The organism is Pseudomonas sp. S2_H10 (assembly GCF_054668285.1).
Map to the genome: position 1 here is coordinate 3,982,193 of NZ_CP162754.1, position 25,648 is coordinate 4,007,840.

Genomic DNA, 25,648 nt, shown 5'->3' on the forward strand with positions numbered 1-25,648 from the left:
ATCCAATATGCCGGGCTATCGCGGCGTAGTGGCCGAGGTGAACAAGGCGATCAGCAGTTCCCTCAGCCATGCAATGCCGGCATCCGAAGAAAAGCGACTGTGGCAATACAGCCCGACCGAAATCGTTGGCAACTCTATGGGCAAACGCAACATGCGATAACCCAGGTTGCGGTTGATATGCGTAGCAATAGCCCGTGGCAGGATCAGCGCCAGATCTGTGGTGGCGACGACTTCCGGTGCAATGGTGAAGTTGGGTACCTTCAACGCTATGTCGCGCTGGATATCAGCACGTCCGAACGCTGTATCAGCGGTCAGTCCGTGGCCTGTGATATTGCTCGACACGTGTACGTAGCGTAGTGCGCGCAGATCTTCGACGCTCAATGTGTCCTTCGGCAGGGGGTGATCCTTGCGTAACAGGCAAATGAACTCATCCTCAAGCAAGCTCTCGTAAATACAATCTTCGCTCGGTTCAACCAGATAGCCCAAGGCAATGTCAATATCGCCCTTGCGCAACGCCATGCCCAACTGCTCGATGGGCATTTGGTATACATCGAGTCGTATGCCTGGCGCCGTGCGAGCCAGCACTTCCATCAGTGTGGGTAAAACGTAGAGCTGTGACATGTCCGACATGGAAATGCGGAAGGTACGGGCGACCGTTTCAGGCTCGAAATGCGAGTACATCATGAATGCACCGTGAATGATCACGAGCGCATGCTCAATCGGCGCATGTAACCGAATGGCAGCATCCGTTGGCTCCATGGACGTCGCGGTACGTACGAACAACGGATCGTCGAAAACGTCGCGTAGCCTGCGAAGTGCGTGACTTACCGCAGGCTGGCTCAGATGAAGGCGGTCGGCGGCGACCGTCAGACTTCGATGCTCCCAGATGGCCATGAACGTCTTGAGCAGGTTTAGATCGATTGTGGCCATGTTGATGTGCTTCATGGGAAAGCTCCTCGGGTACAGTGCCGGGGCATAAGTGTCGCTAAGTGCGACGAATAACCAAACATTCCATTATGCATGTCACGAATATAGGCCTATGTCCCTATTTCGGTCCAGCCTTGAAGAGTGGTTTAAGGCATCAATCCCTGGCGGCGAAATATCCGACGAGATGCGATGATTATTTACTGATAATCCGTCGAGCACTTCATTCCAACCACTATTCGCTTTGTGCATTACGTGAATAACTCATCGTCATTTGACCATGCTCTGCAAGACTTTTACCTTGCAAAGGAAGCTCGAAAACAGCCTTGCGTTGCGTTACTCAAGTTTAATTTCAAGAGTGATAAAAATAATGAGAAGAACTATGACTGAGCACGAAAGTACCAAGTCCGGGCAAGGAGCTAATAGTATTGCTCGCTCTGTATTCACGTCAGTAGTTGGGCAAATATTAGAATGGTATGACTTCTTTTTATATGGGACGGCCGCCGCCCTGGTTTTCGGCGAATTGTTTTTTCCGATCAACGAAGATCCTCTGACAGGCACCATCGCCGCTTATGGCGGGCTGGCGTTGGGATTCATCGCGCGGCCCGTTGGCGGAGTATTGTGCGGACACCTTGGCGATCGTTACGGGCGCAAGATGGTGATGACTCTGACCCTTGGGGCCATGGGGGTCGCGACCTTTCTGATGGGATTATTGCCTACCTATCAAAGCGTCGGAATCGCTGCGCCGATCATGCTGGTCCTATTGCGCCTGATTCAAGGCCTTGCCGCAGGCGGCGAATGGAGCGCCAGTATTCTAATAATCAGCGAAAACACTCCCCAGAGTCGACGTGGCCGATTTTCGGCCTGGGCCCCTTGTGGAGCGGTGATCGGTTTTGTCCTGTCCACCGGTGCTTTCATGCTGGCTCAGGAAGTATCGGACGAAGCCTTCATGACTTGGGGTTGGCGTATGCCATTTCTTTTCAGCATCGTGCTGATCGGCGTCGGTCTGTACCTTCGCAGTCACATGCAGGAGAGCCATGATTTCGCTCAGGTATCCATGGAGGGCAAGGCGGCACAGGCACCGATCATGGAAGTGTTGCGTTTTCATCCCCGCCAAGTGCTGATGGTGTTCGGGCTGCGCCTGGGAGAGGGATGTGCATCCTGGATGTTCTTCGCGTTCTCCATCGCCTACGGAAAATTCCTGGGCCTATCGAATACTTTCGTACTGGGCGCACTGACCTTCTCCATGGTGCTGATGATTCCCTGCGCCTTGCTGGCCGGTTACGCGTGCGACAAGATAGGTCGCAAGCCGGTGTACCTCACAGGTGCGTTGGCCATGCTGTTTTTCTCCTATCCGTTTTTCCTCATGTTCGATTCAGGCGTACCGTGGATCACCGTGACCGCACTGGTACTGGCCAATGGCGTGGTGCTGGGAATTCTCGAAGGCGCTCAGCCTTCCTACATCAGCGAGCTGTTGCCGGCACGTCTGCGCTTCTCTGGTCTTGGCATCGGTCGCGAAGTTGCATCGGTACTGGGCGGCGGTCTGGCGCCGATCATTGCCACGACACTGTTGGCGCACTACCGTTCGCCGGAGCCGATTGCGCTTTACCTTGCCAGCATGGCTCTAGTCACTGTAATCACCGCGCTCATCACGCCGGAAACCTACCCACGGTCCCAGCGCTTGCGTGATCGTGAACTGGAGGCGCAAGGCGAAAAGGAGTCAGCGATGACCAAGCCAAACGCTGAAACTCGCCCGGTCATCGGGTGACAATCATCTGTACCGCGGCCTGCGAGGCCGCGATCAGACTATTGAACAAAGAGGGCAGGGCAGTGATGGAAGTTGAGGATCGGCTTGAACGACTGGAATACAGACTCTGGCAACTTGAAAGCGAGCACGCGATCCGCGTCTGCATGAACCGCTATATGCAGCTGTGCGACGATCTGGGTGTTAACTCGCCGCTGGACGAGCTGGCCGGACTGTTCACCGAAAATGCAGTGTGGGAAGGTAAGGGCCCCAGGTATGAAAAAGCATTTGGCGGCTACCGTGGCCGCGAAGCGATCAAGGCGATGTTCGCCACTTACATGGTTGACCCCGCGCATTTTGTGCTCAACGTGCACTTCCTCACTTCTGAGCTGATTCAGGTCCGTGAAGACCAGGCTGACGCCAACTGGATCATGCTACAAACCTCAACTTTTGCCAGTGGAGCCTCTCACCTCAACAGCGCTCGGTTATTAGTGAGATTTGCCAGCGAAGGCGGCATGTGGCGTATTGCACACTTTCAAACCGAAAATCTGTTCAGCCGCCCCGTGACTGCCTGGGCAAGCAGCGCCGAGCTGCCGGTCCCGATGAAAGGGTAATCAAGAAGCCCAGCTTTATTTGTCGTCCGAGGGTCGGAGTTCCCGAAACGGGAACAAGCAAATGCCGGCCATCATTGCGTACATTTCTCGCGACCTTCAACACCTCGTACCAATCGAAACCCTTCACTGGTCGGCGGTGCTACTGGGCACCCCGGGCGCGCCGTGGCGAGGTGTTCAGGCCGCCACTCCCGTGCCTGCTCATGCGACGGGACCAATGGCCGGCGATTATGGATTTCCAGCATCCTGCAGTCGCTGGCGGTTGTGACGACCACAAAGCCATCGCCCTCCATCGAAATGGCTGGTAGGTCGTACTGAGCAAGGCCGCCATAGAACTTCGGCGTATGTTCCTTGAGGATTAAGTAGTACGGCTGTTTTTGCTTCGGATCCGTGGGATCTTCTACCCACTCGAACCAGCCGTTGACAGGGACAAGTGCTCGGCCCGGCGGCCAAAAATCCTTAAAGAACCGGTTGGTCGCCTTCGTCTCGAATCAGCCCAGGCCGGCGGGCACCACAGGTGTTGATGCAATTCGAGTCACCACGCTTAGTGATCAAAGCCAGTTACATGTCCGCTTCTGGCCGTTCTCTGCCGGTCATCACAACAGCTGGTCAAGTCGAGTGCAAACGGTAGGTCGAAACGAATGCAATTGACTGGTCAGTGGCAAACTCTCGATGCCATCGCCGCCCATGGCGCCGTCGTCGAGGCAATGATAAACAAGCTTCGGGCGCTGGCTTCCTTGAGCGAAGCCCCAACCTAGTAGCTAGGCTTCACAAGAACTCACTCAAAGATGCAGTGGCAAACCATGATGTTCCAACAAGACCTCTTCGAGTCCGAGGCTGCCCGTTCACTGCTAGATCAGCTGCTAGTGGACTCGCGTCTCTATCACGGTAGCTCCGACTACAAGAAGCTCCTGGACTTCATCGTGAAGCTCAGGAACTTCGCGCCATTCAACGCAATGCTGCTGCAGATCCAGAAGCCGGGACTGAGCTACGCCGCATCGGCATACGACTGGCGAGAACGCTTCAATCGTCGTCCGAGACGGGATGCCCGTCCCTTGCTCATACTGTGGCCTTTCGGGCCTGTGGCTCTGGTTTATGACGTACTGGACACCGAAGGTGACCCACTTCCTGCAGACGTCAACTTCTTCCAGGCGAGCGGTGATATCACCGAGGAACGCATGATGCGTTTCCTTACCCTGATGGAGCGCAAGGGCATCAAGCACCATTACTTCGATGCTGGTGACTGCAGTGCCGGGTCCATCGAGCAGATACGAAAGCCGCCTGCCCCAACGGACAAGAACGACAAAACAACTAAGGTGCCCAGCGAGTACCTGATGCGGATTAACCGCAACCACACCCCCAATGTGCAGTTCAGCACCTTGGCGCATGAACTCGGTCATCTTTTCCTTGGGCATCTAGGTGCTGACCAGCGGCTCAATATTCCCCAGCGTCCGCGGCTGACCCACGCTCAAGCGGAACTGGAAGCCGAGTCATTTGCCTATCTGGCATGCAGCCGCAATGGAATTACATGCAGATCGCAAAGCTACCTGGCCGACTATGTTGACAAACACACGTGCGTCGATGATGTGGACATCTACCAGATCGTCAGGGCAGTCGGTCAGATGGAAACCCTTCTGGGCTTAACCGCCCATACGCGCTACGAGATGCCCAAGGCTTAGGCGCGAATCTACTGGCCCTCATCCATCAAATTCCTCCGGGCCCTGACCTGCTCAAGCAGCTCATGGGCCGAAGTGCCGCGAACGCCAGGCATGTGTGCTTGCCGCCCCGTGGCCGATCGCTGCCCGTCGCGTAGGGCAGTACTCGACAGTGCAGCGAGGTGCCGGTCAAAAAGAGAGCCACCAGCTCCAACCAACTGAGAAGCTTTGACCAAAGCTGTGACCAAATCGGGTATGAAAACACAGAAACAAAAAAGGCCCACCTTTCGGTGAGCCTAAGTTGTTGATCTATATGGTGCCGGCACCAGGAATCGAACCCGGGACCTACTGATTACAAGTCAGTTGCTCTACCATCTGAGCTATACCGGCGTGTCAGGGCGACGATTATAGCGATTGGATAGGTTCTGTAAACCCCTGAATTCTGACTATTTTTGCGTGAGCTTCAGGTCAGGCGCGCAGCAGGGTTTTCTTGAGTTTCTGGATGGCTTGCCAGGTGCGGCTGTTTTGCATTGCGCGCAGCTGTGCTTCGGCCTGTTCGGCGCGTTGCAGGGCGGCGGCGAGTTGGTGTTCGGCGTCGCTGACAGGGTGGCTGAAGTTGTGGCCTTTGCAGAACTGGAACTCGTCCAGGTTGCACGGCGGGATGTCGAAGGCGGGTTTGAGGTTCAGGTGTTCTTCGGCGAGGTAGTAGGTGTTGATGCCGTCGAACAGGATCGAGTGGTAGCCGGCGTCGGTGACGAGGGTTTCCCAGGCCTGGTCGCGGGCCCAGGGGGTTTCGATGAGGATTACCCATGGCCGCCATTGGCTGAAGTCCATGCCGCGCAGGACGGTTTCTTCGTGGCCTTCGACGTCGATTTTCAGGAAGTGGATGGCGCGGTCCCGGGCGTGTTCCTCGCAGATCGAGCTCAGGGTGCGGGACTTGATCGTCTGGCTGCGCACGTCCATGCCGGCGTCCTTATGCATTTTCGCCATGGCCGGGTCGAGGGTCGAGAGGCCGGTGTCGGCGATGCCGTAGAAGGTCAGCTCGTCAGCGTTTTCCCCGGCCGCGCATTGCAGGTTGGTGTCCTTGGGGCGTTGCTGGCACAGGGCTTCGTAGTAGCTGGGCACCGGTTCGACGTTGATGCCGGTCCAGCCGTTGTCGTAGAACGCCTTGGTGACCGAGTCATGCGTGGGGTGGTTCGCCCCGACGTCGATGTAGAAGCCGTTCTCGACGGTTTTGAGGGCGCGCCACAGGCGTATGTCTTCGAAATTCTGTGCGTAGGAAATGAACGTCACTGGCGCATCCTGTCGGAAGAATGTTCTTGTTCGTGGCCGCGCTGCTGGCGCCCTGGCGTTTGTGTATATCAAGAGAAGTGCGGCGGTGCAATTTCCCCCGTCAGCGGTCCCGGATTAGGCATTTATGTCGTTTTGATTAAATGCTTATGCACAATGCAACTGGCCGCGCACCTGGTTTAGGCCGAAATTGTGGATCTGTTCTCATTTGTTCGCAAATGGCTGTTTTTTCGATTTTTTATGCAGGTGTACAAAAAATGAACAGTGTGGATTTAGCCCTGAAACTGGCATGAATATTGGATCCACGATATTTCCATCAACAGAGTTATCCACAGGCCAGTCGTGTTTAAGCGAGTTCGGCCAGGAGCAGGAAATTACGCGGTGTGAGCGGCGTTTCGCAGAAAGTGCCGACGCGGACGCTGTAGCCCTGTTCGGTGAGGAAAAGTGCCCGATCAAGGACCAGCCAAAGCTCCAGCGGACGTCGGAAAAGTCCGCGTAACAGCTCAAGGTTGCGCACCTCGGCCAGTCGCTGCCAACCGGCGGCCTCCAGGGCTGGCCAATCTTGCGCGCCGATTGTGGATAACTCTTTGAGTGCGGCCAGGTGATGGCAGTACTCGGCGAAAGGTTTGTCCAGCCAGGCGCTGGGCAGGGATGGGGTTGGCAGGTACTCGTCCAGGCCGCGCAGTTGCCGTTGCAGCAAGTCGAAGCCCAGGCGCCGGGCCATGGAGGTGTCGCGCTGGCGGCGCACACGGGCGCCGGCGGTGACCGTTTCACTCATCGGCAGCGCAAGGTCGTCGAGGGATAGCTGCAAGCCGGAGCCTTTGGCGGCGGAGGAAATCGGTGAGTATTGGCCAAGACTGATCCGGTTGTAGCAGCACGGCGCAATGGCAAGTTGTTTGCAGCCTGTGGCGCTGGCAAGTTGAATCAGCCGCACATGCAAATCACCGCAGGCGTGGAGCGCAACAGGCGTGTGATGCGCACTCAGTAAAGAGGCTACGTCTGCCGCGAGCACATCCTGTTCGATATGCAGCGCATGCAGGTGATGACGCTGGCTGAGTGCCTGGCCGCTGGTGACCAGCGCCGGGTCGTATTCCAGGCAAGTCAGTTGTTGGCCCGGTTGCAGCAGGCGGCGCCCCAGATGGCCCTTGCCCGAGCACCAGTCCATCCAATGCCGGGGTGTCTCGGAAAACTGCAGTCGACTGGCGAACGCTTCGATCTGCTGCCATTTACGCCCCGGCACATCGACGTTCAATCGATGGCTGGCCGCTTCGAGTGTATGTGCAGGCAATTCATCCACGGCACTCAAGGCCACGGACATAGTGGCCAAGGCTGCAAAAGGCTGCGGTGCGTTCAGAAGGGCAGGCTGGTTGTGAGCGTTTTCCGCATCGTCCAGCGTTCGCCCACGTAGCCATGCGGCCAGCTCCGGGCAGGACGCTTCCCAGGGAAGCTGTAGGTGAGTGAACGGCCGAGGTTTCCACAACGCCTGATGCTCTGTCAGAAAAGCATCCAGCGCGGTGAAACGGGCGAGCAGGGCCTCGCCCGTCAGCACGCAGGGTTCAACGCCCCTGGCAGGCATCGACGCGCAACCAGCGCTCCAGCAGCTTGAAGCCGCGCACCAGCACGTAAGCCATCACCAGGTAGAACATGCCCGCGGCGAAGAAGATCTCCACCGGCAGGTAGGTCCGGGCAATGATGGTGCGGGCCATGCCGGTCAGTTCCAGCAAGGTCACGGTGCTGGCCAGGGCACTGGCCTTGAGCATCAGGATCACTTCGTTGCTGTAGGCCGGCAGGCCGATGCGCGCGGCGCGCGGCAGCATGATGAAAAACAGCGCCTTGGGTTTGGACATGCCCAGCGCCCGTGCCGCTTCAATCTCGCCCGGTGGAATCGCCTGAATGGCGCCGCGCAGGATCTCCGCGATGTAGGCCGCTGTGTGCAGGGTCATGGTCGCCGTGGCGCACCAGAACGGATCGCGCAGGTACGGCCACATCGAGCTGTTACGGATCGCGTCGAACTGTGCCAGGCCGTAGTAGACCAGGAACAGTTGAACCAGCAACGGCGTGCCACGGAAAAAGAAGATGTAGCCGTAGGGAAATGCCCGAACCCACCACAGGCGCGACGAACGGGCGATGCCCAGCGGAATGGCCAGCAGCAAACCGGCGATCACGGCGATGGCCACCAGCTCCAGGGTCAGGGTCGCGCCCTGGGCCAGTTTCGGCAGCCACTTGATGATGACTTCCCAGTTCATTGGGTGCTCCTCGCGAAGCCGCGGGCGGCGCGTTTTTCCAGGAAGTACATGCCGGTCATCGCCAGTACCGTCAGGCCCAGGTACATGAATGCGGCGACCATATAGAAGGTGAACGGCTGTTTGGAGACGGTCACGCCGATTTGCGCGTGTCGCATGATTTCTTCCAGGCCGATCACCGACACCAGCGCGGTGTCTTTCATCAGGATCATGAACAGGTTGCCAAGGCCCGGCAGGGCGATGCGCCACATCTGCGGCATGATCAATTTGGTGAAGATGCGCCATTTCGACATGCCCAGGGCCACGCCGGCTTCACGATGGCCTTTGGGAATGGCGAGGATCGCACCGCGAAACACTTCCGTGGCGTAGGCGCCGAAGCACAGGCCCAGCGCAATCACGCCGGCGGCGAAGGCATTGAGCTCGAGGTCGGGGTTGCCGAAAAACTCGCCCAGAGCACGCATCAGGTTGACCGTACCGAAGTAGATCAACAGCACCCAGAGCAATTCAGGGATGCCACGAACCAGGGTCGAATAGGTGCCGCCAAGCCATTGCAGCGGCTTGTACGGGGAAGTCTTGGCCAAGGCGCCGAGCAGACCGAGCACCAGCCCCAGGCACAGGGCCGAGAGTGCCAGTTTCACAGTCATCAGCGCGCCGGCGGCGAGCGCCGGGCCGAATCCGTAGAGGTCGATAATCATGGATTTCTTTTCAAATCGCGGCAGGCAAGGCCGGGGACCGGCGCCATCAGAGGAGGGCGCCGGTCCGGCAGGTCAGAATCAATAGATGCTGAACGGGAAGTACTTGTCGTTGATCTTCTTGTAGGTGCCATCAGCGACGATTTCTTTCAGCGCGGTGTTCAACTTCGCGCGGATCGGATCGTTTTTACGTACGGCGATACCGATCTTGTCGCTTTCTTCCACTGGATCGCCCTTGAACTCGTATTCACGGCCAGCGTCGCTTTTGAGCCATTCGTAGTTGACGTACTTGTCGGCCAGGATGCCGTCCAGACGGCCGGAAGTCAGGTCGAGGTAGGCGTTTTCCTGGGTGTCGTAGAGTTTGAGTTCAACGCCCGGCATGTTGTCTTCCATGAAGGTGCCCGCCAGGGTCGAACGCTGGGCACCGATCACTTTGCCTTTGAGGGAGTCTTTGTCGGTTTTGAAGTCGACGTCTTTCTTGGCGATGAACTGCAGCTTGTTGGAGTAGTACGGGTCGGTGAAGTCCACCGCTTGCTTGCGCTCGTCGGTGATCGACATCGAGGAGATCAGGAAGTCGAACTTCTTGGCGTTCAGGGCCGGGATGATGCCGTCCCAGTCGGAGGTCACGACGGTGCACTCGACTTTCATCTTGGCGCACAGGGCGTCGCCGATCTCTTTGTCGAAGCCGACGACGTTGCCACTGGCATCTTTATTGTTGAACGGCGGGTAAGCCGCTTCGATGCCCATCTTCAGGGTTTCGGCCATGGCACCGGCGCTGAACGCCAGGGTGACGGCGGCAGCCAGGAAGACCTTTTTGTAGTTCTGCATGTGGGTAGCTCCGTTAGCGGTTGCTGGACATGAATTGTTTGCAGCGCGCCGAAAGCGGGTTTTCAAACACCTGCTGTGGCGATCCTTGCTCTTCTACCAGGCCCTGGTGAAGGAACACCACTTCGCTGGAGACCTGGCGGGCGAAGCCCATTTCATGGGTCACGAGCAGCATGGTGCGGCCTTCTTCGGCCAGTGCGCGGATGACATTAAGTACTTCCTGGACCATTTCCGGGTCAAGCGCCGAGGTGGGCTCGTCGAACAGGATGACCTTGGGTTGCATGGCCAGGGTGCGGGCGATGGCCGCCCGCTGTTGCTGACCGCCGGACAATTGCGCCGGGTAGGCATGGCGCTTGTCGGCGATGCCGACCTTGGCCAGCAGGGCTTCGGCGACTTCGATGGCTTCGGCCTTGCTTTGGCCGAGTACGCGGCGCGGGGCTTCGATGATGTTGTCGAGCACCGTCATGTGCGGCCACAGGTTAAAGTTTTGAAACACAAAACCGATTTCGCTGCGCAGGCGATTGATCTGCTTGCCGTCGGCGGCAACCAGCTCACCGTTTTTCGCAGCCTTGAGCTTGAGCTCTTCGCCGGCGACCAGGATCTGCCCCTGATGCGGGTTTTCCAGCAGGTTGATGCAGCGCAGGAACGTGGACTTGCCGGAGCCGGAGGAACCCAGGATCGAGATCACGTCGCCGTCGCGGGCGGTCAGCGAGATGCCTTTGAGCACCTCCAGCGAACCGTAGCGTTTGTGCAAGTTGCGGATTTCAAGCGCGGGCGTGGCCTCAGCCATGTGCGTTCCTCATATATGTTGCGCTCCTGCTGTTGGTGGCCTTCCTGGCGAGGCGGCCAACCTAGCATAGCGTTTCAATGGCAGCCAACAGCGCTACGGACGGTAAACGGCTGGTGTGTGGCAGGTTGTCGCATCGGCGCAGCAGACTGTCGCCCCATCAACAACCGAACAGCCGTTTGAACCTTGCCTGTCAACAAAAAGCGCGGTGGCTGCCGCAAAAAAAGGCGCGATGTTGCCAGCTTTGACAGGGTGTTGGAAGCGCTATCCGGCCAAATGCACCGCTTGTGCACTTTTAATGTGCGCGGAGCCATTTTCAGGTGTGTTTCCGGTGCGCGGATTTGCCCCGCAATGTGGGTCGCAGGGTAACGTTCTGGCAAAGTGCTATTAGATTCAATGGGTTGCGATGACCGTCCGGTCTGGTTGGAATCACCGGGCTAGAAGGATTTGAAATATTTTGGCGCAATTATTGCGTGCAGAATCCAGAACGCCCTGTTGGCTTCTTTTTACGAGAAGGTCCGCCGAACGGGATGCACGCATTCGCTTCTCCTTACAAAGGTAGTTTCAATGAGCAATACCCAAAGCTCTAGTGGCCTCGAACAGGGGCTCAAACCGCGCCACGTGACCATGCTGTCGATTGCCGGGGTTATCGGCGCCGGCTTGTTCGTTGGCTCGGGTCACGCCATCGCCGCTGCAGGTCCGGCTGTTCTGTTGGCTTACGCCGCCGCCGGGATGTTGGTGGTGTTGGTGATGCGCATGCTCGGCGAAATGGCCGTTGCCTCGCCGGACACCGGTTCGTTTTCGACTTACGCCGACCGCGCGATCGGTCACTGGGCCGGTTTCACCATCGGCTGGCTGTACTGGTGGTTCTGGGTGCTCGTCATCCCGTTGGAAGCCAACGCCGCCGCGACCATCCTGCACGCCTGGTTCCCGGGCGTGGACATCTGGGCCTTCGCCCTGGTGATCACGATGCTGCTGACCGTGACCAACCTGTTCAGCGTGAAGAACTACGGTGAGTTCGAGTTCTGGTTCGCCCTGATCAAGGTCCTGGCGATCATCGGTTTCATTGTGCTCGGCGTCATGGCGATCTTCGGCTTCCTGCCAGGCAGCCAGGTCAGCGGCGTTTCACACCTGTTCGATATCCAGGGCTTCCTGCCAAACGGCATGGGCGCGGTGTTGGGTGCGATCCTGACCACCATGTTCTCCTTCATGGGCACCGAGATCGTGACCATCGCGGCCGCGGAATCGAAAGACCCGGGCAAGCAAATCTCCAAGGCCACCAACTCGGTAATCTGGCGGATCGGCTTGTTCTACCTCGTATCGATCTTCATCGTCGTGGCCCTGGTGCCTTGGAACGACCCGGTACTGGCAAGCCTGGGTTCCTACCAGACTGTGCTTGAGCGCATGGGCATCCCGAACGCCAAGATGATCGTCGACATCGTGGTACTGGTTGCTGTGACCAGCTGCCTGAACTCGGCGCTCTACACGTCGTCGCGTATGTTGTTCTCCCTGGGCAAGCGCGGCGATGCGCCGGCCATGTCCACCCGCACCAACAAAAGCGGTACGCCGTACTGGGCGGTGATGCTGTCCACCGGCGCTGCGTTCCTGGCAACATTCGCCAACTACGTGGCCCCGGCTGCGGTGTTCGAATTCCTGCTGGCCAGCTCCGGCGCCATCGCACTGCTGGTGTACCTGGTGATTGCGATATCGCAACTGCGCATGCGCAAGCAGCGTATTGCGCGCGGCGAGAAAATCGCCTTCAGCATGTGGCTGTTCCCGGGCCTGACCTACGCGGTGATCGTCTTCATCGTTGTGGCCCTGACCATCATGCTGTTCCAGGATGCCCATCGCGTGGAAATTCTCGCAACCGGCCTGCTCAGTGCCCTGGTGGTAGCGGCCGGCTTGCTGGTGGCTCGCCGTCGTCGCAACGAGAGTGGGGTTGCGGCAGTCGCCCGCTGAGTCTTCTGGCTTAAAGCTAACGTTGTTGAAGAAACAAAAAAACGGCCTCTGGTAACAGCGGCCGTTCTTTGTTTTTTTGATCGTCAGAACGCCTCGCGTTCCTGATCGGCGGGTTGCTCGCGGCCACTCATGTAATCTACACCGGCCTGGTCAGTGTCGTACCAACTGTCCCATATGTCACCGGTTACGGCGACGTTGAGAGCTGTACCGGCATCCAGGCCGGATTGTTTAAAATTGTGTGACATGGCGACCGACTCAGGTAGCAAGACCGTTACCTTTCCATTACTCATTCAGCGGATTTCGGTGATTCCATCATGATTTCAATGGCCTGCCGATAGCTGTCCAGAGCGGTACCGAAATCCTTGATGACTTCGGGGTCTTCCAGCCAGCGTTGTGCGGCTTCACGATCAATGCCATCAGCCCACATGCGGTAGTCGATGAGCATGTCGGCAGCCAAATGTGTGGCAGCCATGGACTCGTCCTCGGCATTCTCCAGGTCGAGCAGATCTGGCTCCTCGCTGATTATTGTGCTGAGAGATACCAACATGCTCACCAGCATGTTGACGCGACCTCTTTCTTCTTCCTCTTGCATATTGCTGAACATGGTCAGGATATTTTCAGCAATCCCGTCTTCTCCTTCGGGCAGTTCATCTGCATCGAAGAGTCCGTCTACTTCGGTCGGATCGTTGATGCCAGCCAAAGGCGGTCGTCCGCTGATTCGGATCTGCCTGGCTTTGGCTTTTGCACGCTTGGCGCGTTTCTGTTGCTTGTTCAGGGAGGCCATGGGAACTCAGTCGGGTTTCTGTTGGGTTTGCGCGGCAATGGCGTCGGACGCCGCCACATAGTCGGCCTGGAAGGCCGGGGATTCGATCCACGCCAGGGCGCCGGCCTCGTCGGTTTCGGCAGACCATTGGCGATATTCGATCAAGGCGGCAAGGATGAAGTCCATCGCGCCTTCCTCGCCTTCCTGCTCGTACACCAGCTCCAGCAGCGGGTCTTCGAGGAAGGCGGTGCACATGGCTTGCTGGCTGATCTTTTCGGCGTCGATCATTTTCTTGAACAGTTCGGTCAGGTCCACCGATTCGAAGTCGATGCGATCGTCGTTCGGGTCCAGCTCGACCGGCGCGGCAGCCCGCTGGGTGCGGTTCTGCTTGGCCTTGGCCTTGGCGCGGGAGGCGCGTTTTTGCTGCTTGTTGGCGGAGGCCATGGGCGTTGTTCCGTGTACGTTGAAAGGGCAAAAGGTCTAGTTGCGTGGTACTTGCCGCCCGGGAGTATCGGGGGCCAGTTCGCCGTTTTGCAGCCAGGCCAATGCAATGGGCCATAGTGTGGCTTGGTATGGGCTGCGAAAAAAGGCGAAATGTCCGACTTCTTCTTCGCCGATGTCTTCGGGATGGATCCGCAGGTGAGTGCGATGGCTGCCGGTGAAGTAGCCGAGCAGGCGTTCGATGGCCGGGACCGTTCCGTAGGGGTCGTCGCTGATGCTGATGGCCAGGGTTTGCGCGGTGACTCCGGCAAAGGGTAATTGCCCGGAGGGGATCGCACGGGCGCTGGAGCGTTTTTCGTAGCGGGCAGTGGAGAGGCTCCAGTCGCGGACCACACCGGCGGGCGTATCTTCCAGCCACCCGAGACGTTTTCCGGGAAAGTAGCCGCAGATCATCGTTATCAGTGGCATCAGCACATGCCATTTGCCGAACATGCGCCAGCGATGAGCCGGCGCATAGTCGCGCCAGTAGGCGAATTGTGCGCCAACCGTTAGCAGGCGCCGGATCAGGTGCCCGGAGGCCCCCAGTCCCGCTACGCAGCCGCCAAAGCTGTGGCCGATCACATCGATGGGCTGCCCGGGAAACTCGCGCTGTGCGCGCTTGAGCATTGCCTCGAAATCCAGCGCTCCCCAATCGGTCCAGGAGGCTTGAAGCCCCTTGAGCGATGCCGGCCGCGACTCGCCGATGCCGCGGTAGTCAAAAGTGATGACGTCGAAGCCATGGTCGAACAGATAGTCGGCGAAGCGCGAGTAATGGCGACAACGGACCGAGGTGGCGGCGTTGATGATCACGACCGGACGAGCGGCGTCCCGGGAAGGATGTCGCCAGGTGAAGCCGCCGAGCACAAAGCTATCCGCAGCGCTTTCCCTGAACGGCTCGCCGGACGCGACGCGTTGCAATGGCAGCTCGATTTGAGTGGGGGCGAGTGAGGGCGTTTCCTGCAAACTCATCGGCGTCGAACCTTTGCGGGTAGCTGCCAAAGATAGTCTTGATGGCGTCGATGAACAATCCATTGGCCTCAACGCAGTGGTGGGTCGAGCAATCGTTCTTCAAGTGCCGCCCGTTCGCGATCCAGTTCGTTGCGCAGCTCCTCTTCACTGGGCAGGACAAGCTTGTACTTGCTGGCGAACAGTTGTTCGTTTCCTTCCAGCACCGAGTAACGCACCACGGATTCATCCTTTTGCGCGCAGAGAATGATGCCGACGGTCGGGCCGTCTTCCACGCCGCGTTTGAGGTCGTCGTACATGCGCACGTACATGTCCATCTGCCCGACATCCTGATGGGTCAGTTCACCGCGCTTGATATCGAAGATGACGAAGCACTTGAGCAAGTAGTTGTAGAACACCAGGTCGATGTAGAAATCCTTGCTGTCGGTACTGATGCGTTGCTGGCGAGCAATGAACGCGAAGCCCTTGCCCAGCTCCAGCAGGAAACCCTGCAGTTGTTCGATCAGTGCCTGTTCGATTTCGCTTTCCTGAAGCTTGCCGGCATTGGGTAAACCAAGAAACTCCAGCACCACCGGATCACGGATGAAATCCCGGGGGCGGGCTTTCATGTCCTGAATGTTGGTGGCGGCTTCCTGCTTGACGCTGCTGCGATCGCGGCTTGCCAGCAGGCGTTCGTAATACAGGGTGTTGATCTGGCGTTCCAGGGCGCGGCTAGACCAGTTTTGGCTGGCGGATTCGTTCATGTACCAGAGACGAGCGCTGTCGTTATCGACCCGAAGCAGGCGACGGTAGTGGGTCCAGCTCAATTCGGAACGCACTGCGTTCCAAATTGGGAAAGTTTGATAAAAATCCCGCATGTAACGCAGATTGCGTTCGTCAAAGCCTTTGCCGAAGTCGGCACCCAGTCCTTTCGCCAAAGTGGCCAGTAAGCGCTTGCCATATCTCGCCCGCCGAGCCCCTTCCTGCATGACAAGCGAGCACCCTTCGACGCTGCCGGGAGTTACTGAGAGTCAGGCGGGAATTACCGGGTTTTCCGGCAGGACGGATCTCGATTCGGGCGAGGGCTGAGGAACAAATGGCGTAGTACGTTTCGTACTCAGGCCAAATCAATCTAAAACCCCTGCGCCCAGTTGGAAATCCAAAGAATGTAACGATTGGGTTCTGCAGAACCCGGGAGTCGTCATCATGAAATATCTCCATTCACTCCTGTTGCCTCTCACCGCTGTCGGCGTGTTGATGTTTCCATCGATGTCCCCAGCCGCCAGCCTTGATCCAATCGACAACGCTGGCGTGCAGGTGCAACGCCAGGAGCAAAACGGCATCGCCTACCTGTCCGGTGGTATCGGCGAGGATGAGTCCAGGGCCATCCAGCAGACCACCGGCTATAACCTGCACATGACGTTCTCTGTCGGGACGGAAAATGAATACATTCCTGATGTGAACGTCGTTATTCAGAAAGCCCCCGGGCAAACCGTGCTGACGATCAATGACGCCGGTCCACTGGTTTACGTGAAACTGCCTGCCGGTAAATACACGGTCATTGCGACGCGCAACGGCGAAACACGGCAGGACGTTGCCGATGTTGGCAGTGGTGCAGCGCGCAACCTGGTTTTCCACTGGAATGATGCGAGTTGACGAGAAGCGTTTTGGACCGCAACCAAACCCTGAATCCTGCCATTCAGGGTTTTTCGTTTTTATCTCCGGTGGCGCGCGACGCCAGCAGATGGATGTCGACGTCGGTCATTTCAAGGGGGCCGAGGGCGGCAGCAACGACTACGCGGTCAGCCTGTACAACCTGGGCATCATTTACGATTTCAAGAACGGTCACCAGGTGTGGATCAACTACGGCGAAGGTTTCGATCTGCCCGACGCGGCCAAGTTTTATGGCAAGCCGGGCCTCAGCGAGGCGACAAAACCAGCGCCCGCGTGCAGGGCAACCACGCGTTTACCCTCGAAGACGACGCCGACCACAAGATCAGCGGCTATACCACCTTCGACCTGCTAGGCAGCCGCGGCACCGAATTCGGCACTTTCAGCGGCGGTATCCAAAACCTGCTGGACAAGCAATACAGCACGGTTTGGGGGCACCGCCTGAAACGACAAAACCCGCGAACTCTTTTCAAGAATCGCGGGTTTTTTTTGCCTGTAACAACGACTCTCATGTCGGCAAGCCGCAGTTTTTCAAAGAATGCCTGCGTCATGCAATGTGCCAGGTTTTTCGGTTTGCCAAAGCACAAGGGTGAGTCGCTGAACAATCACCTGGGGAGATGAATCAGCGGATGCTGCGGATATTGCCTTTGTTGCCTTTTACCGTGACGGATACTTTCTTGAAGATGAAGTAGTTTTCTTCGCTCACTTCATAACGTGGCGCGACGATCAGGTCGGCACCGCTGGCTTTTACCGCTTTGTAGGCTGCAGCGGATTTAACTGCGCTGACAGGGTCCAGGCCCAGGCTGCTCAGGCCGGCACCGCTTTGACCGCCATAGCTGACGCCATCGGCAAATTGCGAGTCGCCACCAAACTTGAGGAAGCCAAACAGGACGTTGACCGAAGACTGGCCGGAAATGGCGTCGCCTACAGCGATGTCCGCCTTGAGGTCGGCCTTGACGGTGCTGTCGATTGGCGACGATGGCTGGCTGTTGTTATAGCTGACGCAGCCGCTGGCTGTCGCAATGATTGTCGACAGAGTGAGGAACTTCAAAAGGTTGTTCAAGCGTTGTTTCCTTACGATGAGACGTGAATGCATGGCAGGCAGATTTGCTGCGGCAGTAGTTTCACCCTGTAAGCGTATGCGCTCTATGAGAGCCATCCTGAAGTGCTGTAAGAACAGCGGGCACAACTTGAGAGGGGAAGCGCCTGAAGGATGTAGGAATTTTCGGTGGTGGTGGATTTGTTAAATCGCACCCAATACCGAAAACCCTGAATCCTGCGAGGATCATAGCGAGGCTACCAAGTGCGTGAATGCAACGCGCAAGGGGTTGTTTTCCACACTCAGAAGCTTGATAGCCAACGCACAGCACACCACGATCAACATGGGTTTGATTAGCCTTGGACCGACCCGCACAGCGGCGCGCGCGCCCAGTTGCGCGCCGATAAAGGCCGCGAGGGCCATCGCAATGGCGACCGGCCAGATGATCACCCCTTTGGTAATGAACACCGACAAAGAGCCCAGGTTACAGGAGGCATTGGCGAGCTTGGTAAAGCTCATGGCTCGCATCATGCTCAAGCCGCAGAGAAGAACGAACCCAACGATAAAGAAGGAGCCCACACCGGGGCCAAATACACCGTCGTAAAAACCCAGGATAGGTGCCACGGTAAACGAGAACAGCAGAATACCAATTCTCTTGCGTCGATCTTCATTGGCCAGCTTTGGAGATAGCGCAAAATAGACGGCTACCAGAATCAGCATGATAGGCACGCAAGCTTCCAGGTAGCGCTTATCAATAGAGCTGACCAGCAAGGCACCACTGGCGCCGCCAATAAATCCGCAGATAACCAGGAAACGGCCTTCGCGCCACTCGATCATTCCTTTGCGAGCAAAGGTCACCGTTGCCGAAACAGTTGCCGAAGCGGCCTGGAACTTGTTCGTTGCAATTGCACTGATCGGATCTAAACCTGCCAGAAACAGTGCAGGCAAGGTGATCAAACCGCCCCCACCGGCGATCGCATCAAAAAAGCCGGCGCAAAAAGCGACGAGCGCCAACATGCCAATTACATCCAAGGACATTGCATTCTCTCTTTATGGTTATTGCCCAGTAATCATATGACTGGTCGTTCAAAAGCCTGATCGCATAAAGAATCAGCCCCGTAGCACTAACGGGTCCTGTGAAACAACGATGGGGGTAGAAAACTTTGAAAGTCCGAAAATACGAACCAGGACCCGTCTGTTGTCTTTGATGACATCGCGGCAGCTCCTCTTCCAAATTTTGCTCAACTCCATGATCAGCGTATGTCATCCGTTTCGGTTAAAGCATGCGGAGCGTTCTGATAGGCCTGAGAGACTGCAAAGAAAGGCCGATCACAAATGCATAAAAAACCCTGAATCCTGCGATTCAGGGTTTTCGGTATTGGGTGCCGGTGTCATGCCGGTACGATCACCCTCTATCAGGCAATCAGGTCGGCAGTTTGCAGGTTGCTCACCCCCAGCAACTGAATTTCAAACTCCGCGGCGGTATCGGCGTCGGTGCTGCCGTAGAGAATGCCGCCGGCGAACCGTAGCTGTCCGGTGGCGTTGCTGCTGAACGCGCTGGAACCGATGAAGCTGAACGCATCGTTGGTCGCTGTCGCCAGGTTGGCGTCCAGGGTCGACAGGTCGATCTTGTCGCCTTCGCTGCTCTTGAAGTCGCCAATGACATCGCGCAGGGCGGCGCCCAGGCCCATTTCACTCAAGGCGTTGAAGTCGAACTTGTCGGCCCCGGCGCCACCGTAAAGCTTGTCCAGGCCTGTGCCCCCGATCAGCAGGTCGTTGCCGGCGCCACCGTTGAGCGTGTCGTTGCCAGCACCGCCGGTGAGGGTGTTGGCGAGCGCATTACCGGTCAGGTTGTCGTGATAGGCGCTGCCCGTGAGGTTTTCGAAGTTCAGCAGGGTGTCTGTACCGGAGCTACCGGTGGCTTGCGCGGTGGTCAGGCCCAGGTTGACCGTCACCGCTGCCGTGGCAAAGGCATAGGACGCGGTATCGATGCCGGCGCCGCCATTGAGGATGTTGTTGCCGGCCCCGGCGTCGATGATGTTGTTGAGGCTGTTGCCGGTGCCATTGGCATTGCCGGTTGCCAGCAGGCGCAGGTTCTCGACGTTGTCACCCAGGGTGTAGGCGCCGAGGAAGCTGTAGACGCTATCGGTGCCGCCGGTGCTGGCCATGGCGTTGGTTTCGCTGACGATATCGCCGGCGTTGTCGACGTAGTAGCGGTCCGAGCCATCGCCGCCGATCAGGCGGTCGGCACCGGCAACGCCATTGAGAATGTCGTTGCCGGCACCGCCCGTGAGGGTGTTGGCAAGCGCATTACCGGTCAGGTTGTCGTGATAGGCGCTGCCCGTGAGGTTTTCGAAGTTCAGCAGGGTGTCTGTGCCGGAACCACCGGTGGCTTGCGCGGTGGTCAGGCTCAGGCTGGCCGTTACCGCCGCCGTGGCATAGGCATAGGACGCGGTATCTATACCGGCGCCGCCATTGAGGATGTTGTTGCCGGCCCCGGCGTCGATGATGTTGTTGAGGCTGTTGCCGGTGCCATTGGCATTGCCGGTCGCCAGCAGGCGCAGGTTCTCGACGTTGTCACTCAGGGTGTAGGCGCCGAGGAAGCTGTAGACGCTATCGGTGCCGCCGGTGCTGGCCGAGACGTTGGTCTCGCTGACGATATCGCCGGCGTTGTCGACGTAGTAGCGGTCCGAGCCATCGCCGCCGATCATGCGGTCGGCACCGGCGCCGCCATCGAGCGAGTCATTGCCTGCACCGCCGTTCAGATGGTCGTTGGCGCGGCCACCTGTAAGCGCGTCGTTGCCCGCGCCGCCATCGATGATCACGCTGCCGGCGCCGGTCCACGTCAGGGTGTTGGCCAAGGCATCGCCTGTCAGGCTGGAAACCTTGTTGCCGTTCGCGTCAAAGCGCTGGGTATAAACGTAAACTTGCCCGCTCGCCTTCGACGACTCCCAGGCAACCAAGTAGCCGCCATCGGCCAATGCAGTCACCTGGGAGAACAATTGATTGTCGGTGGTCGTGGTGTTGATGCGGGTTTCGGTGCCCACCTTGACGCCGCTGGCATTGAAGCGTTGGCAGAAGATGCCATTGACATCACCGGTGCCCTGGCCTGCCCAGGTCACCAGATAACCGCCATCCGTCATGGCGGTGACATTAGGTTCTTCCTGATTGCCTGCGATGGTGGTGTTGACCCGGGTTTCCGCGCCCACTTTTACGCCAAGCGCAGTGAAAAGCTGAGAGTAGATGTCGGCAGGGGCATCGGTCTCATCGTCGCCATCACCATCGTCGGGAGCCGATTGCCAGGTGACGACGTAGTTACCGTTACTCAGGACCTTCACGACAGGGTCTGTCTGATCGTCGGCAACCCTGGTACTGATGCGGACTTCTGCGCCCGACTTGCTGCCGTCGGCCTTGAATCGCTGGCCGAAGATGCCGTATGCATCGTCTTTTCCGTTGCCTTCCCAAACCACCATGATGCCGCCATCGGCAAGGCTGGTGACAGTAGAGTCATCCTGCTCGGACAGCGTGGTGGTAGCGACGCGAGTCTCCACGCCGACCTTCGCCCCGCTGGCGTCATAGCGCTGCAGGTAACTGCCCCAACCGCTGCCGTCCTGGCCGAAAGAAGCCCAGGACACTACAAAACCGCCGTCTTTGAGCGAAGTGATCTGCGCGCTGTCCTGCTCACCCATTCTGGTTGTATTGACGATGAACTCGCCTCCAACCTTGACGCCATTGGCGTTATAGATCTGGGCGGCGATGTCCGACATATCGTCGTAGGTATCCGATTGCCAGGCGACCACGTAACCACCGTTGGCCAATGCGGTAATGGAGGGATCTTCCTGTGCGCTGTTGATGACTTTGTTGACCAGGGCTGGCCCGCCCATCTTCTCGCCGCTGGCGCTATAGCGCTGGGTGTAGATGTAGTCGGTAAAGCTTGTTCCCTGATCGCTCCACGCCACGATGTAACCACCGTCCTTCAGAGCCGTGAGGGAGGGCTCGGAGTTTTTGCCAGTCGTGGTGTTGACGCGGATTTCGCCCAGGGTCGCCATTGCAAATTCCTTTTACGCAAAGAGAAAACGAAAGTGACCGGCAGTTTACAGGGCAAAACGATGGCGTCAAATTGCCATCATCGGGTTAAGCGAATCGGTGGTCGGGTGGAAAGTGGCCGGGTCCGGAAGGGGGCCGGTGGCCATTAAATCGCAGGCAATAAAAAACCCCAAGGAATCATCTTCGCTTGGGGTTTTTCGGTATTTTGGTGCCCAGAGACGGAATCGAACCGCCGACACGGGGATTTTCAATCCCCTGCTCTACCGACTGAGCTATCTGGGCAACGGGGCGCATTAAACGGGTTTTTCAGGGGGTCGTCAAGCAAGTTTTCAAAAAAATTTTAATTATTACCGTCGCTTACGTTCCGACCCCCGATTTATCGGGGTTATTCCGATGGCGGTACGTAGCCTTCGGCCTTGGCGTAATCCTCGCCGGAGAAGTACTTGTCCATTTCGCCCTGAAGATATTTTCGATCTTCGGCGTTCATCATGTTCAGGCGTTTTTCGTTGATCAGCAGGGTCTGGTGTTTTTGCCAGTCGGCCCAGGCCTTGGCCGAGACGTGGTCAAAAATGTCCTGGCCTTTGGCGCCCGGGAAGGGAGCGCGCTCCAGGCCTGGCAATTCTTCTTTGTACTTGCGGCACATGATGGTGCGGGTCATGACGACTCTCCTGCGTTCAATACGGCGGCCGCGCGTTCGAGCAAGGTTTTGACCGGGGCGGCAAGGCCCAGGCGCGGCGGGGTGGCGAGGTTATACCAGAGCCAGTCGGCCTCGGCCACGTGATGGCCGCTCTCCTGGACCTGAACCAGCCAGGGTTCGATGGACAACTGAAAATGGCTGAAGGTGTGCACCAGGCTCGGCAGGGCCTGTGGCGTGCCCAGTTCCAGCGAGTGCTGCGCTGCCAGATGTTCCAGGTCGTCGAGGCCGTCGAGTTCCGGCAGGCTCCACAAACCGCCCCAGAGGCCCGTGGAGGGGCGACGGTAAAGCAGGATGGCGCCTTCGGCGTTGGCGAACATCGGCATCAGCGTGCGCTTCTGCGGGATGGCCTTGCGCGGTTTGGGAATCGGGTAGCGGGTTTCCAGGCCGAGCATGTGCGCCTCGCAGCCCTTTTCCAGCGGGCACAGCAGGCAACTCGGTTTGCTGCGGGTACAGAGCGTGGCACCGAGGTCCATCATCGCCTGGGTGTAGGCGTTGACACGGGTCTGCGGCGTAAAGCGCTCAGCATTCGCCCAGAGCTGTTTGGCGACCTTCGGCTCGCCCGGGTAGCCCTCTTGCGCGGTAAAGCGCGCCAGGACGCGTTTGACGTTGCCGTCGAGGATCGGCGCGCGCAGGCCCATGCTGATGCTGGCGATCGCGCCAGCGGTGGACAGGCCGATCCCCGGCAGATCGGTAAGTTTTTCCACATCCCGGGGAAATTCGCCGCCGTACTGCTCGACGACGATTTTCGCGGTTTTCTGCAAATTGCGCGCGCGGGTGTAGTAGCCCAGGCCGGTCCACAGGTGCAGCACTTCGTCTTCCGGTGCCGCCGCCAGGGCCTCGACCGTCGGCAACGAGGCCATGAAACGGTCGAAGTAGTTCAGCACGGTGCTGACCTGGGTCTGTTGCAACATGATTTCCGAGACCCACACCCGATACGGGTTGATGCCCTGCTGCCAGGGCAAATCGTGACGGCCGTGGCGGTCGAACCAGTCCAGCACCGCCGTTGAAAACTGCTCGGCTCTCATCGCTTGAACAGCCCCTTGAGCGCGTCCTTGAGTTGCGGGTTGACCTTGTCGCCCAGTTTCTCGTCGATTTTTTCGCTGATCCTTTCGCCAGCCAGTTTGGCCGCGACCTGGCTCATGCGTTCGTTATCCAGGCGGCAGGCCTTGGCGCCCAGCTCCAGCGGGCCACGGCAACGCAATGGCCACTCGATGCCGACAAACTTGTCGCCGACCTGGCAGGCCGGGTCCGGCATGGCGCTGGTATCGCCTTCGACGAGGATGCCGACGCGGTAGTCCATGCCCAGCACCCGCAGATCGACATCGCCGTCACCGTTGACGGTCATGCCCGGGATGCGCACTTTCAGGTCCGGGTTGCTGGCTACGCCGTTACGCAAGGTCAGGTTGCCCTTGAGCTCCTGGAACGGTGTGTCCTTGCCGCGCGGCTCGCCGCTGAGGGTTTTGCGATTGAGCGTGGCGATGCCTTTGCACAGCTGTTGCTCGAGGTTGGCGTTGAGCAGCACGCCATTGTTGATGACGAAACTGGCGGTGCCGTTGAGGGTTTCGATCAACGCTTTCTGGCTGTTGCCGTTGCCGGTCAGGTTGCTGTTGAGCGTGACCAGGCCTTTGACCGGCGGGTTCTTGCCCTGGCTTTCGAGGATTTTTTCTGCCGGTACCCGGCTGATCTTTGTCTGCAGGTTCAGCGCCGGTACGGCCTGACGCACATCGAGCGTGCCGGTGCTTTCGAAGTTGCCTTCGTACAGGTCGCCGCGCAGGTTGGCCAGCGTCAGCAAGCCGCCCTGGCCGGTGGCCTTGAGCGCAGCGTTATGGATCGGCAGTTTTAGCAGGGTCAATTGGCCGAAGGTCAGGTCGGCGTCGACATCGAGCTTGCTCAAGCGCTCCACTGGCAACAGGCGCTCGTTGCTCCAGGCGTCCTTGGTCGGTGCCGGTGGCAGTGGCGTGCTGCCCGCTCCGGCCATGGCATCGGCTTCGGTGCTGGCGACTTCGGCCTGGCGCACTTGTGTCGCGCTATTGGCCTCGGCGGATTTCGGCGGCAGGTAACGGTCGACGTTGAAGGTGTCGGCCTTGAGCACGGCACGCATCGATTGTTTGGCGAAGTCTTCGACGGCGATGCGGCCGCTGAAGGTGCTGTCGTCGAGTTTCAGGTTGAGGTTGTCGAGCGCCAGGCTGGTGGGTGTCGCTGCGATTCGGCTGACCAGCTCGACTTTGCTCAGGCTGCCTTCGGCCATGGCCGGGAGTTTCTGGCCGATGCTGTCGACGAATTTCGCCAGGTCGAACTGGGCGATCGAGATGCCGCCACTGACCTGTGGGGTCTTGTCGAGGTCGTTGACCTTCAGTTCACCCAGTGCCCGCAGCTGGTTGGCGGAGATCTTGATGCCAGTCCACTCGGCAACGTTGGCGGCCTTGTCCAGCACCAGTTGGCCCTGGGCGGAGAACGTCATGGACTTGCCTTGCAGCGGGTCGCCGGTCACTTCACCGGACAACTTCATGTCTTCGAACTGATAGCGCTGCAGGGCACGTGCGATGCGCAGCTCGCCATTGAGCTCGGTGCGCACTCGCAATGCGGGCTGGTTGGATGACAGGAAAGCCGTGAGCTTGAGCGGGATGTTGACGGAGTCGTGGACCGCACCGGTGCTCAACTGGATGCTTTCGGCGCTGAAACTCTTGCCGGTGCGCTCGTCGGTGTATTCAACCCGTGCGTTGTTCACGGTCAGGCTGTCGATGTCCAGGCGGATCGGCTGCGGCGGTTTTTCCGCTGCGGCGGCGGTTTCGGGCGCTGGTTCGCTGGCGGCTGGCGGGGTGCCGGTCGCGTCGGTGCCGGCCGTAGCTGGCAGCTTGCCGATGTCTTCCCAGTTGCCGTGACCGTCCTTGTCGCGGGTCAGGCGCAGGTTCAGGCCTTCGACGCGCACGTCGCTCATCTGCACTTCACGGCGCAGCAGTGGCAATACGCGCACGGACAAGCCGAGCATCTGCAGGTCAGCGTACGGTTCGGTCGGTTTGACCATGGTCGCGACACTGGCGTCATGCAGTTCCAGGCCCAGCCACGGGAACAGGCTCCAGCCGATATCGCCATTGAGCGTCAGCTCGATGTGGGCTTTGTCGCGGGCAATCTGGCGAATCTCGTCTTTGTAGTCGTTGGGATCGAAGAGGTGGGTCAGGGCAAAGCCCAGCGCCACAATGATCAGCAACAGCCCGAGAAGTACCAGACCCAGGATTTTGCCGAACGCTTTCATGGGCGAGTCCTTGTAATTAATCG

The 25,648-nt window shown here is 58.5% G+C and carries 22 protein-coding genes, 2 tRNA genes and 3 pseudogenes; 6 read left to right on the forward strand and 21 right to left on the reverse strand.

Going from position 1 to position 25,648, the window contains the following annotated elements; genetic code table 11:
- Nucleotides 1-15 precede the first annotated feature (15 nt).
- On the reverse strand, nt 16-945 hold the full coding sequence (locus tag AB4O16_RS17810; protein ID WP_460155444.1) for a LysR family transcriptional regulator: 930 nt from the start codon (nt 943-945) through the stop codon (nt 16-18).
- A 361-nt stretch (nt 946-1,306) separates the two neighbouring features.
- On the opposite strand from AB4O16_RS17810, the gene AB4O16_RS17815 reads away from it, so the two are divergent.
- Both AB4O16_RS17815 and AB4O16_RS17820 read left to right on the forward strand, forming a co-directional pair.
- Nucleotides 1,307-2,692 (forward strand): MFS transporter, encoded by a 1,386-nt coding sequence (locus AB4O16_RS17815; RefSeq protein WP_056855757.1) that lies wholly within the window; start codon nt 1,307-1,309, stop codon nt 2,690-2,692.
- Nucleotides 2,693-2,757: 65 nt separating this feature from the next.
- Entirely contained in the window at nt 2,758-3,282 is a 525-nt protein-coding gene (locus tag AB4O16_RS17820; RefSeq protein ID WP_056855756.1) for a nuclear transport factor 2 family protein, read from the forward strand.
- 71 nt (nt 3,283-3,353) lie between these two features.
- On the opposite strand, the pseudogene AB4O16_RS17825 reads toward AB4O16_RS17820, so the two are convergent.
- Nucleotides 3,354-3,755 (reverse strand): annotated as a pseudogene (locus AB4O16_RS17825) (SOS response-associated peptidase family protein); the annotation flags it as partial.
- 312 nt (nt 3,756-4,067) lie between these two features.
- Here AB4O16_RS17825 and AB4O16_RS17830 point away from each other — a divergent pair.
- Nucleotides 4,068-4,958 (forward strand): ImmA/IrrE family metallo-endopeptidase, encoded by an 891-nt coding sequence (locus AB4O16_RS17830; RefSeq protein WP_253557762.1) that lies wholly within the window; start codon nt 4,068-4,070, stop codon nt 4,956-4,958.
- Nucleotides 4,959-5,248: 290 nt separating this feature from the next.
- Here the strand turns inward: AB4O16_RS17830 and AB4O16_RS17835 are convergent.
- From AB4O16_RS17835 to AB4O16_RS17865, 7 genes are all read right to left on the reverse strand, one after another.
- Nucleotides 5,249-5,324, reverse strand: a tRNA-Thr gene (locus tag AB4O16_RS17835).
- A gap of 78 nt (nt 5,325-5,402) precedes the next feature.
- Nucleotides 5,403-6,227, reverse strand: coding sequence for an FkbM family methyltransferase (locus AB4O16_RS17840; RefSeq protein ID WP_160390717.1), 825 nt, complete (start codon nt 6,225-6,227; stop codon nt 5,403-5,405).
- A gap of 343 nt (nt 6,228-6,570) precedes the next feature.
- Entirely contained in the window at nt 6,571-7,800 is a 1,230-nt protein-coding gene (locus AB4O16_RS17845; RefSeq protein ID WP_460155445.1) for a methyltransferase, read from the reverse strand.
- Nucleotides 7,781-8,470: an ABC transporter permease gene (locus AB4O16_RS17850; RefSeq protein WP_015093059.1), complete on the reverse strand. Its 690-nt coding sequence runs from the start codon at nt 8,468-8,470 to the stop codon at nt 7,781-7,783. Before AB4O16_RS17850 ends, AB4O16_RS17845 begins: the two co-directional genes overlap by 20 nt.
- On the reverse strand, nt 8,467-9,162 hold the full coding sequence (locus tag AB4O16_RS17855) for an ABC transporter permease (protein ID WP_150717418.1): 696 nt from the start codon (nt 9,160-9,162) through the stop codon (nt 8,467-8,469). The genes AB4O16_RS17850 and AB4O16_RS17855 overlap by 4 nt, the downstream gene beginning before the upstream one ends.
- Before the next feature lie 78 nt (nt 9,163-9,240).
- Nucleotides 9,241-9,987: an ABC transporter substrate-binding protein gene (locus tag AB4O16_RS17860; protein WP_160390715.1), complete on the reverse strand. Its 747-nt coding sequence runs from the start codon at nt 9,985-9,987 to the stop codon at nt 9,241-9,243.
- Between the two features lie 13 nt (nt 9,988-10,000).
- Nucleotides 10,001-10,774, reverse strand: a complete 774-nt coding sequence (locus AB4O16_RS17865; RefSeq protein ID WP_150717416.1) for an ABC transporter ATP-binding protein — start codon at nt 10,772-10,774, stop codon at nt 10,001-10,003.
- Nucleotides 10,775-11,338: 564 nt separating this feature from the next.
- Here AB4O16_RS17865 and gabP point away from each other — a divergent pair.
- Nucleotides 11,339-12,730, forward strand: coding sequence for a GABA permease (gene gabP / locus AB4O16_RS17870; protein WP_460155446.1), 1,392 nt, complete (start codon nt 11,339-11,341; stop codon nt 12,728-12,730).
- A gap of 83 nt (nt 12,731-12,813) precedes the next feature.
- Here gabP and AB4O16_RS17875 read toward each other — a convergent pair whose 3' ends face one another.
- The 5 genes and pseudogenes from AB4O16_RS17875 to AB4O16_RS17895 form a co-directional block, all read right to left on the reverse strand.
- Nucleotides 12,814-12,975, reverse strand: a complete 162-nt coding sequence (locus AB4O16_RS17875; protein ID WP_460155447.1) for an AbrB/MazE/SpoVT family DNA-binding domain-containing protein — start codon at nt 12,973-12,975, stop codon at nt 12,814-12,816.
- Between the two features lie 41 nt (nt 12,976-13,016).
- Nucleotides 13,017-13,514 carry a hypothetical protein gene (locus AB4O16_RS17880; RefSeq protein ID WP_460155448.1) on the reverse strand — a complete coding sequence of 166 codons (498 nt, stop codon included), beginning with the start codon at nt 13,512-13,514 and terminating at the stop codon, nt 13,017-13,019.
- Between the two features lie 6 nt (nt 13,515-13,520).
- Complete coding sequence (locus AB4O16_RS17885; protein WP_160390712.1) at nt 13,521-13,937, reverse strand: hypothetical protein; 417 nt, start codon at nt 13,935-13,937, stop codon at nt 13,521-13,523.
- Between the two features lie 36 nt (nt 13,938-13,973).
- The gene (locus AB4O16_RS17890) at nt 13,974-14,942 is read right to left on the reverse strand and encodes an alpha/beta hydrolase family protein (RefSeq protein ID WP_160390711.1); all 969 of its coding nucleotides are present in this window, start codon (nt 14,940-14,942) and stop codon (nt 13,974-13,976) included.
- A 68-nt stretch (nt 14,943-15,010) separates the two neighbouring features.
- Nucleotides 15,011-15,904, reverse strand: a pseudogene (locus AB4O16_RS17895) (PDDEXK nuclease domain-containing protein); the annotation flags it as partial.
- A gap of 220 nt (nt 15,905-16,124) precedes the next feature.
- Between AB4O16_RS17895 and AB4O16_RS17900 the strand changes: the two are divergent.
- Nucleotides 16,125-16,574, forward strand: a complete 450-nt coding sequence (locus tag AB4O16_RS17900; protein ID WP_460155449.1) for a carboxypeptidase regulatory-like domain-containing protein — start codon at nt 16,125-16,127, stop codon at nt 16,572-16,574.
- 61 nt (nt 16,575-16,635) lie between these two features.
- Nucleotides 16,636-17,030 (forward strand): annotated as a pseudogene (locus AB4O16_RS17905) (TonB-dependent receptor domain-containing protein); the annotation flags it as partial.
- A 181-nt stretch (nt 17,031-17,211) separates the two neighbouring features.
- On the opposite strand, the gene AB4O16_RS17910 reads toward AB4O16_RS17905, so the two are convergent.
- From AB4O16_RS17910 to AB4O16_RS17940, 7 genes are all read right to left on the reverse strand, one after another.
- The gene (locus AB4O16_RS17910; RefSeq protein ID WP_460155450.1) at nt 17,212-17,652 is read right to left on the reverse strand and encodes a hypothetical protein; all 441 of its coding nucleotides are present in this window, start codon (nt 17,650-17,652) and stop codon (nt 17,212-17,214) included.
- Between the two features lie 222 nt (nt 17,653-17,874).
- Nucleotides 17,875-18,666: a TSUP family transporter gene (locus tag AB4O16_RS17915; protein ID WP_160390708.1), complete on the reverse strand. Its 792-nt coding sequence runs from the start codon at nt 18,664-18,666 to the stop codon at nt 17,875-17,877.
- A 377-nt stretch (nt 18,667-19,043) separates the two neighbouring features.
- Nucleotides 19,044-21,677, reverse strand: a complete 2,634-nt coding sequence (locus AB4O16_RS17920) for a hypothetical protein (protein WP_460155451.1) — start codon at nt 21,675-21,677, stop codon at nt 19,044-19,046.
- 204 nt (nt 21,678-21,881) lie between these two features.
- A tRNA-Phe gene (locus AB4O16_RS17925) sits at nt 21,882-21,957 on the reverse strand.
- 103 nt (nt 21,958-22,060) lie between these two features.
- The gene (locus AB4O16_RS17930) at nt 22,061-22,333 is read right to left on the reverse strand and encodes an oxidative damage protection protein (RefSeq protein WP_007972770.1); all 273 of its coding nucleotides are present in this window, start codon (nt 22,331-22,333) and stop codon (nt 22,061-22,063) included.
- Nucleotides 22,330-23,397 carry an A/G-specific adenine glycosylase gene (mutY, locus tag AB4O16_RS17935; RefSeq protein WP_460155452.1) on the reverse strand — a complete coding sequence of 356 codons (1,068 nt, stop codon included), beginning with the start codon at nt 23,395-23,397 and terminating at the stop codon, nt 22,330-22,332. The genes AB4O16_RS17930 and mutY overlap by 4 nt, the downstream gene beginning before the upstream one ends.
- A complete protein-coding gene (locus tag AB4O16_RS17940) occupies nt 23,394-25,625 on the reverse strand; it encodes an AsmA family protein (protein WP_460155453.1) in 2,232 nt (743 codons plus the stop codon). The genes mutY and AB4O16_RS17940 overlap by 4 nt, the downstream gene beginning before the upstream one ends.
- Nucleotides 25,626-25,648: the final 23 nt, after the last annotated feature.

Coding starts and splice junctions, on each gene's coding strand:
- AB4O16_RS17810 (WP_460155444.1), bottom strand. CDS start 945: ATGAAGCACATCAACATGGCCACAATCGATCTAAACCTGCTCAAGACG.
- AB4O16_RS17815 (WP_056855757.1), top strand. CDS start 1,307: ATGACTGAGCACGAAAGTACCAAGTCCGGGCAAGGAGCTAATAGTATT.
- AB4O16_RS17820 (WP_056855756.1), top strand. CDS start 2,758: ATGGAAGTTGAGGATCGGCTTGAACGACTGGAATACAGACTCTGGCAA.
- AB4O16_RS17830 (WP_253557762.1), top strand. CDS start 4,068: ATGCAGTGGCAAACCATGATGTTCCAACAAGACCTCTTCGAGTCCGAG.
- AB4O16_RS17845 (WP_460155445.1), bottom strand. CDS start 7,800: ATGCCTGCCAGGGGCGTTGAACCCTGCGTGCTGACGGGCGAGGCCCTG.
- AB4O16_RS17850 (WP_015093059.1), bottom strand. CDS start 8,470: ATGAACTGGGAAGTCATCATCAAGTGGCTGCCGAAACTGGCCCAGGGC.
- AB4O16_RS17855 (WP_150717418.1), bottom strand. CDS start 9,162: ATGATTATCGACCTCTACGGATTCGGCCCGGCGCTCGCCGCCGGCGCG.
- AB4O16_RS17860 (WP_160390715.1), bottom strand. CDS start 9,987: ATGCAGAACTACAAAAAGGTCTTCCTGGCTGCCGCCGTCACCCTGGCG.
- AB4O16_RS17865 (WP_150717416.1), bottom strand. CDS start 10,774: ATGGCTGAGGCCACGCCCGCGCTTGAAATCCGCAACTTGCACAAACGC.
- gabP (WP_460155446.1), top strand. CDS start 11,339: ATGAGCAATACCCAAAGCTCTAGTGGCCTCGAACAGGGGCTCAAACCG.
- AB4O16_RS17875 (WP_460155447.1), bottom strand. CDS start 12,975: ATGTCACACAATTTTAAACAATCCGGCCTGGATGCCGGTACAGCTCTC.
- AB4O16_RS17880 (WP_460155448.1), bottom strand. CDS start 13,514: ATGGCCTCCCTGAACAAGCAACAGAAACGCGCCAAGCGTGCAAAAGCC.
- AB4O16_RS17885 (WP_160390712.1), bottom strand. CDS start 13,937: ATGGCCTCCGCCAACAAGCAGCAAAAACGCGCCTCCCGCGCCAAGGCC.
- AB4O16_RS17890 (WP_160390711.1), bottom strand. CDS start 14,942: ATGAGTTTGCAGGAAACGCCCTCACTCGCCCCCACTCAAATCGAGCTG.
- AB4O16_RS17900 (WP_460155449.1), top strand. CDS start 16,125: ATGAAATATCTCCATTCACTCCTGTTGCCTCTCACCGCTGTCGGCGTG.
- AB4O16_RS17915 (WP_160390708.1), bottom strand. CDS start 18,666: ATGTCCTTGGATGTAATTGGCATGTTGGCGCTCGTCGCTTTTTGCGCC.
- AB4O16_RS17920 (WP_460155451.1), bottom strand. CDS start 21,677: ATGGCGACCCTGGGCGAAATCCGCGTCAACACCACGACTGGCAAAAAC.
- AB4O16_RS17930 (WP_007972770.1), bottom strand. CDS start 22,333: ATGACCCGCACCATCATGTGCCGCAAGTACAAAGAAGAATTGCCAGGC.
- mutY (WP_460155452.1), bottom strand. CDS start 23,397: ATGAGAGCCGAGCAGTTTTCAACGGCGGTGCTGGACTGGTTCGACCGC.
- AB4O16_RS17940 (WP_460155453.1), bottom strand. CDS start 25,625: ATGAAAGCGTTCGGCAAAATCCTGGGTCTGGTACTTCTCGGGCTGTTG.